This is a genomic window from Collinsella sp. AF39-11AT, from assembly GCF_003474585.1.
Lineage (GTDB): Bacteria > Actinomycetota > Coriobacteriia > Coriobacteriales > Coriobacteriaceae > Collinsella.
The window spans coordinates 108,416-115,342 of sequence record NZ_QROG01000002.1; the positions used below are offsets into that span (position 1 = coordinate 108,416).

Genomic DNA, 6,927 nt, shown 5'->3' on the forward strand with positions numbered 1-6,927 from the left:
GTTTAGCCGCCCTGAAGGTTTATGCAGGGAGCATGTGATTACAGGGCTTGAAAAGAAAGTTGAGCAAACACTGTGTCTGATCAACAGCAAGAAAACGAAATAACGACGACGCAGGCCGCTCCCGCTGCACCGGTTGCGTCGGACCAGGTCGCGGCGCCTGCGCAAGCCTCGGCTCCTGAGACGCCTAAGGCTGCTTCGACGCCTATGCCTGTGGCGGCTGAGAAGGCCGTGCCTGCAACTGGTGAGGAGGCTGCTCCGGCAAAGCCCAAGCTCACGCGCCACACGGCCAAGCCTGCCACTGACGGCGAGGAGGTCACCAAGCCCAAGCGCCGTACCACGCGCACGACGCGCGCCAAGCGCACCGTTGCAGCTGACTCCTCGGCGCCGATTTCCGATGAGGTCGCGCAGGCACGTGCGTTGGCGCAGATTAGCGAGGCTCAGGTGGTGCGCGCCCGCCGTCGTGCTGCCGAGCGCGAGGCCGCGGCTCTGACCGAGCTTGCAGCTCCGTCTGTGCCCGAGACCCCTGCCGCCGACCTGCCGACCGAGAAGCCGGCACCGCGCACACGCCGCCGCACGGCTGCTAAGGCCGAGCAGGTTGCGGAACAGGTAGCCCCCGAGCTCACTGAGGCTTCGGTCCGTTCCGCGGCAGGGGAGGGCGCATCGCCTGCTGAGCCCGCTGTGCCTGTCGAGGCCAGCGAAGTTCCCGTTGTCGATCCGGCTTTGCGCCCGCACCGTCGCGGTCGCAAGCCCAAGGCCTTCGTCGAGGCAGAGAAGGCCGCAGCCGCAGCCGCCGCCGCTCGGGATGCTGCGGCGACCGCCGAGTCTGCAACCGCTGCCGATGCACCCGTCCAGGATGCTACGACTTCCGAGGCCGCTCCCGCCGATGCCGAGCCCGCCGACGTCCGTCCCGGTCGCAGCCGTCGCACCGCTGCTAAGCGCACGTCCAAGGCTAAGGCCTCCAAGAAGGGCGCGTCCGAGGATTCCACCGAGGCGACCGCCGATGTATCGACTGATGCCGCCGAGCCCCAGGACGTCGAACAGCCTGCATCCGAGAAGCCCAAGCGCGGTCGTAAGAAGTCCGCTAAGGCCAAGGCCGCCGAGCAGCAGGCTGATGTCGAAGCGCAGATTGATTCCGGCGCCGAGGCCAATGACGCCGCTGCGGCCAATGCCGACGCCGCCGCAACCGATGGCGCCGCGCCCGCTGAGGCCGATGACAACGCTCGCCCCAACCGTCGCCAGCACAAGCGCAACGAGGAGCGCAACGAGCGCAAGGACGAGCGCAACAACGACCGTCGCAACCGCCAGCGCGATCGCAAACAGCGCAACAAGGAGCGTAACGCCGCCCCCACCGAGCCCACGCTTTCGCGTGAGGAGCTCTCTGCCATGAAGGTCGCCGAACTGCGCGAGAAGGCCAAGGAGTTCGAGATCGAGACGACCGGCAAGAAGAAAGCCGAGCTCGTCGAGGAGATCTACGTCACCGCCGCGAAGGCCGAGGGCTTCCGCGACATCAAGGGCATTCTGCAGATTCGCCCGGATAGCTCCGGCATCATCCACGCCCATGGCTACATGAAGTCCAACGACGACGCCTTCGTGCCCGCCTACCTCATCCGCTCCGCGCGCCTGCGCACGGGCGACGTCATCGAGGGCTCGCTGCGTCCTTCGCGCGGCGGCGACAAGCGCGCCGGCCTCGCCAAAATCACGACCGTCAACGGTCTGGACCCCGAGCAGATTCGCAACCGCCCCAAGTTCGGCGACCTCACCCCGGTCTATCCCAACGAGCCGCTGCGCATGGAGCACGGCAAGGACTCCATTACCGGTCGCGCCATCGACATCGTGTCGCCGATCGGCAAGGGCCAGCGTGGCCTGATCGTGTCCCCGCCCAAGGCCGGCAAGACCACGATCCTCAAGAAGATCTGCCAGTCCATCTCGATTAACAACCCCGAGGTGCACCTCATCTGCCTGCTCGTCGACGAGCGCCCCGAAGAGGTCACCGATATGCAGCGTTCCATCAAGGGCGAGGTTGTGGCGTCGACCTTCGATATGCCCGCCGACAACCACACTCGCGTGGCAGAGCTCGTTATCGAGCGCGCCAAGCGCATCGTGGAGCTGGGCGGCGATGTTGTGGTGGTGCTCGACTCCATCACGCGTCTTGCCCGCGCCTACAACTTGGCGGCGCCCGCCTCAGGCCGCATCCTTTCGGGCGGCGTCGATTCGGCGGCACTGTATCCTCCCAAGCGCTTCCTGGGCGCAGCCCGCAATATCGAGAACGGTGGCTCGCTTACCATCCTGGCCTCTGCCCTCATCGACACCGGTTCCAAGATGGACGAGGTCATCTTTGAGGAGTTCAAGGGCACCGGCAACATGGAGCTTAAGCTCGACCGCGACCTGGCCGACCGCCGCATCTTCCCGGCTATCGACCCCGTTGCCTCCGGTACGCGTAACGAGGACCTGTTGGTCGACGAGCAGATGCGTCCGTTTGTCTTTGGTCTGCGTCGCATTCTTGCCGGCATGAACAACACCGAGCGCGCAGCCGCATCGTTTATCAAGGGTCTTAAGGGCACCAACACCAACCAGGAGTTCCTGGTGCGTTCGGCCAAAAAACACAGCGACTACGAGCAGACGTTCTAGGTTGTCATCCACGCGCAGCGATAGTCATCAATGCGATAAAGGGTCGGGGCTTTGAGCCTCGGCCCTTTTCTATAGCGCCGCTCCGCGCTTATTTTTGACCGTAAGACCGACGAGCAGCAGGTTTCCCGTTTCAATCCGACATCGTCACTTGCAATCGACAGGACGGTTTCGCATAATAACTTTTAAGCTTCGCGACGGAAAACGCAGATGAAACGAACCATATACCGTTGCTTTGGGGCATAGCCCCGCTTCATCTTCTCTCGCGCAGCCAACTGAATGATGCGATTTGGGTGCTGGAAGATGGGGAGAGCTCATGGCTTCTTCTGATGCAACACAACGAGCAGTCCTTGCCGGACTTTCGTGCGGGATCGGCCTTGCCGCTCCCGTGGTTATGTATGCCGCGACGCTGCCGTTTTCGTCGGTGAACGAGACGGTCGTGGCGGGTGCAGTTCCCTTCGCCGTGGGCGCGGTGGCGGGCGTGGGTATCTATGCCGCCTCGCTGGGTATCTCCGAGTATCGTGCGCAGCGTGAAGAGCGTCTGTTCCAGCCCGATGCCATGGGCGGTGCCGCCAATCTCAATCAGCATCAAAGCGAGTTCAAGACCGCCTCGATTCCAGCTCAGCAGCAGGATGCGATTCCGTACGCTGCGGCTTCTGCTTCTCAGGCTCAGTCGGAGCAGTCTACCTCGGCATTCCTTTCCGGCCTGACTGGTGCGTTCCAGCGCCGTCATGCCGATGATGGTGTCCCTACCATCGCTCGAGCCGCAGATGCTATGGACGAGGCCGAGGCTTGGTCCATGATCGACAGCATGCTCGACGACGATTCGCCGGTGAGCTGCGACCCTGCACGCTCGCGCGACGTCTATCAAGTCGCCATCGACGAGCTCACCAACGGCGGGCAGACCGGCTCCTTCAATCGCGATGATATCGCCGCCGCGGCACGCGCCGTGTCGGGCTCCCAGGCCGCCCCTGCGGGCAGCACGGCGGCTTTCGTGGCACTCGTTGCCAATGCGGCGGTCAATAACGCCTACAGCGCTACCTCGGCGGACGCGAACGCTTCTGCCGATAATTCGTACGTTGATGAAGCCATGACCGCGGACGAGGAGGCTGTTGCCGCCCGCCGTGCCGCCGAAAGCTCGCTTTGGGGCGCTCCTGCCCAGCAGCAGGCGGCTGAGGCTGCGCCGTACAATGCAAACCTCGCCAGCATGCCTATCATCTCCGGTGCCGCGGGCATCGATCTCGATGACCTCGATGAGCCTGCAGCCATCACCGCATCGATTGATGCCCAAGATCGCATCGACACCGGCGACCTTCCGGACGCCTCGCTCGAGGTTGATGTCCCCATGGCCGATTACTCGGGCCACGAGGGTATGTGGGCCGCCGCCACCGCGATTCTGGATGAGATTGACGAGCCTGCTCCTGTTTCAGCCCCCGCTCCCGTCGCTGCCCCTCAGCCTGCTGCCCCCGCCTATGTCGGCCGTCACAGCGCTGTGTTCCCCGAGGATACTGCCCGTATCTCGCGTGAGAGCATCGAGCGGGCCGAGGCTATTGCCGCCGGCATTATGGAAAATCGTCGTCACGAGCGCGTCAATCAGATCCTCGAGGAAGAGATCGAGCGTCTTCAGTCCTCTACCGCCAAGCGTACGGGCCGTGCTTATCTGAGCGTTATCGAGGGCGGTACCGCCAGCTTCGCGCCGCTCCGTGCGGAGGCATAACTTCTGCATGGTTAAGATCAATCGAAAATGGGCGGTCGTAACCTGCCTGATGGCGCTCTTGATCTGGGGCAATTCGCTGGTTCCCGGCTCGGGGTCGGGCTCACTGAGCCTAACGGTCATGGAAGCTATCCGCGGTTTCCTGCACGGCGTGGGACTTCCATATGAATGGGTGACCAACTTTGTTGTTCGTAAGTGCGCGCATTTTACCGAGTATTTGGTGCTCGGCATCCTGGCAACGCACGCCTTTGATTTTGAGGGCCGACGCACCTTTGACGTGCTGCTGCCCACGGCAGTGTTCCTGCTGCTGATTCCCTCGATCGACGAGACGATTCAGCTCTTTGTGCCGGGACGCGCCGGCATGATCACTGATGTGATGATCGACTGCTGTGGAGCGGCAACGGGCGTTGTGCTCCGATATCTCTTACGGTCGCTGATGTGCGCCAAAAAGGCCGCCTAAGGACGCATTGTTTGGTCCTAGGCGGCCTTTTTTATTGGAGGGCTTATATGAGGTGTGGCGGCGTCGTTCCATAGGTCGGATTTGCCGGGTGCGCCACGCCCTGTGGGTGCGTCTGTTACTGAAGCGCCTGTGCGCCTAGGGCCAGGCAGCCCATGATGCCCTGCTTGCCCTCGAGGCTGTTGTTGACGATGTAGGTATCGATGTCGTTGACCTCGGGCGTGACGATATAGCCGTTGAGCATCTCGGCGCACTTCTTGCGCGCGAGCGGCACGATGGGGGTGTGGTCGACCACGCCGCCGCCGATGACGATCTTCTGCGGCGCATAGCACAGGATGAAGGTCATGAGCGCCTGCGCCAGATAGCCGGCGAGCAGATCCATGGCCTCCGGGTCATCGGCCATGTCTCCGGCGCTCTTGCCATCCCAGCGCCTTTTAACGCCGGGGCCGGCGATGAGGCCCTCGAGGCAGTTGTCGTGGAAGGGGCAGCCGCTGTGCTCGCCGATGGTGTCGCGCGGGTCGCGCGTGACCAGGATGTGGCCGGCCTCGGGGTGCATTTAGTGCCGGGCCGTCCTTACCCGCGCGGTTTGATTTTATCACGCAGGAACTTGAGGTTCTCCAGTGCTGCGTTGAGCGTCTCGTCTCGCTTGGCAAAGTGGAAGCGGATGAGGTGGTTGACGGGCTCGCGGAAGAAGCTGGAGCCCGGAACGGAGCCCACGCCCACCTTGGAGGCCAGATCCTCGCAGAAGTCGAGGTCGCTGTCATAGGCAAACTCAGAGATGTCCATCATCACGTAGTACGCGCCCTGCGGCACGTTGTGCGTGAGGCCGATGCTGTCGAGTCCCTGACAGAATAGGTCGCGCTTGGCGGTGTAGAGGTCGAGGACCTCCTGGTAATAACTGTCGTCGAAATTGAGGGCAGTGACGACGGCTTCCTGCAGGGGCGCGGCGGCGCCGACGGTGAGGAAGTCGTGGACCTTTTTGATACGCTCGGTGATCTGGGCTGGGGCAATGGTGTAGCCCAGGCGCCAGCCGGTGATGGAGTACGTCTTAGACAGCGAGCTGCAGCTGATGGTTCGCTCGAACATGCCGGGCAGCGTGGCCATATAGACGTGCTCGTGGGGAGCGTAGACGATGTGCTCGTACACCTCGTCGGTGATGCAGTAGGCGTCGTACTTCTTGCACAGGCCGGCAATAAAAGTGAGCTCCTCGCGCGTAAAGACCTTGCCACAGGGGTTGGACGGGTTGCATAGGACGATCGCCTTGGGATCGTTGTCGCGGAAGGCCGCCTCGAGGACCTCACGGTCGAAGTCAAAGGTGGGCGGGTTGAGCGGCACATAGATGGGCTCGGCGCCCGAGAGAATGGTGTCAGCGCCGTAGTTCTCGTAGAACGGCGAGAAAATGACGACCTTGTCGCCGGGGTTCGTGACCGTCATCATGGCGGCCATCATGGCCTCGGTGGAGCCGCAGGTGACTACAATATTCTCGTTGGGGTTGATCGGCATGCCCATAAAGTGCTCCTGCTTGGCGGCAAGCGCCTCGCGCATGGCCTGAGAGCCCCAGGTGATGGAGTACTGGTGGTAGAGCGGCTTGGGATCGGTGGCGATGGTGCTGAGGCTATCGAGCAGCTGCGCCGGGGGATCAAAGTCGGGGAAGCCCTGTGACAGGTTGACGGCGCCATACTTGTTGGAGATGCGCGTCATGCGACGGATGACGGAATCGGTAAACGTTGCCGTGCGGTTGGAGAGTTCTTTCATGCCGGTCCTTTCGAGCATTTGCAGTGGGGCAAGTTTACTCCTATGAAACCGGTGGGAAATGCTCGAAATGGTCTCGAAAAACTCTTTTCAAAATTCTTGAAAATTGGGGCTTGCATCGCGTGGCGTTCCTTGCAATAATAGTCGAGTGCGAAGCGCACAGGACACGGTGGGTGTAGCTCAGTTGGCTAGAGCGACGGGTTGTGGTCCCGTAGGTCGAGGGTTCGAGTCCCTTTACCCACCCCAGTTCTTGCTTCGTGTTGATATCGGGTCGTTAGCTCAGTTGGTAGAGCAGGGGACTCTTAATCCCAAGGTCCAGGGTTCGACCCCCTGACGGCCCACCACACGATATCTCCTCTAAAGTCCGCTACGACGGACT

The 6,927-nt window shown here is 62.3% G+C and carries 5 protein-coding genes and 2 tRNA genes; 5 read left to right on the forward strand and 2 right to left on the reverse strand.

Annotated elements, in window-relative coordinates:
* The first annotated feature begins 72 nt into the window (after positions 1–72).
* From rho to DW037_RS01710, 3 genes are all read left to right on the forward strand, one after another.
* Positions 73–2,628 (forward strand): transcription termination factor Rho, encoded by a 2,556-nt coding sequence (gene rho / locus DW037_RS01700; RefSeq protein WP_370448154.1) that lies wholly within the window; start codon positions 73–75, stop codon positions 2,626–2,628.
* 313 nt (positions 2,629–2,941) lie between these two features.
* Positions 2,942–4,342, forward strand: coding sequence for a hypothetical protein (locus DW037_RS01705; protein ID WP_117583743.1), 1,401 nt, complete (start codon positions 2,942–2,944; stop codon positions 4,340–4,342).
* Between the two features lie 7 nt (positions 4,343–4,349).
* On the forward strand, positions 4,350–4,799 hold the full coding sequence (locus DW037_RS01710) for a VanZ family protein (protein ID WP_117583742.1): 450 nt from the start codon (positions 4,350–4,352) through the stop codon (positions 4,797–4,799).
* 115 nt (positions 4,800–4,914) lie between these two features.
* Here the strand turns inward: DW037_RS01710 and DW037_RS01715 are convergent, their stop codons facing one another.
* The gene (locus DW037_RS01715) at positions 4,915–5,352 is read right to left on the reverse strand and encodes an ROK family protein (RefSeq protein ID WP_233542213.1); all 438 of its coding nucleotides are present in this window, start codon (positions 5,350–5,352) and stop codon (positions 4,915–4,917) included.
* 17 nt (positions 5,353–5,369) lie between these two features.
* Complete coding sequence (locus tag DW037_RS01720; RefSeq protein ID WP_118372675.1) at positions 5,370–6,551, reverse strand: pyridoxal phosphate-dependent aminotransferase; 1,182 nt, start codon at positions 6,549–6,551, stop codon at positions 5,370–5,372.
* Positions 6,552–6,717: 166 nt separating this feature from the next.
* Between DW037_RS01720 and DW037_RS01725 the strand changes: the two genes are divergently transcribed.
* Both DW037_RS01725 and DW037_RS01730 read left to right on the forward strand, forming a co-directional pair.
* Positions 6,718–6,794, forward strand: a tRNA-His gene (locus DW037_RS01725).
* A 22-nt stretch (positions 6,795–6,816) separates the two neighbouring features.
* Positions 6,817–6,892 (forward strand) — tRNA-Lys (locus DW037_RS01730).
* Positions 6,893–6,927 lie beyond the last annotated feature (35 nt).

What these genes read in the sequence shown, in the direction of transcription:
- DW037_RS01705 (WP_117583743.1), top strand. Translation starts at nt 2,942, where the DNA reads ATGGCTTCTTCTGATGCAACACAACGAGCAGTCCTTGCCGGACTTTCG.
- DW037_RS01710 (WP_117583742.1), top strand. Translation starts at nt 4,350, where the DNA reads ATGGTTAAGATCAATCGAAAATGGGCGGTCGTAACCTGCCTGATGGCG.
- DW037_RS01715 (WP_233542213.1), bottom strand. Translation starts at nt 5,352, where the DNA reads ATGCACCCCGAGGCCGGCCACATCCTGGTCACGCGCGACCCGCGCGAC.
- DW037_RS01720 (WP_118372675.1), bottom strand. Translation starts at nt 6,551, where the DNA reads ATGAAAGAACTCTCCAACCGCACGGCAACGTTTACCGATTCCGTCATC.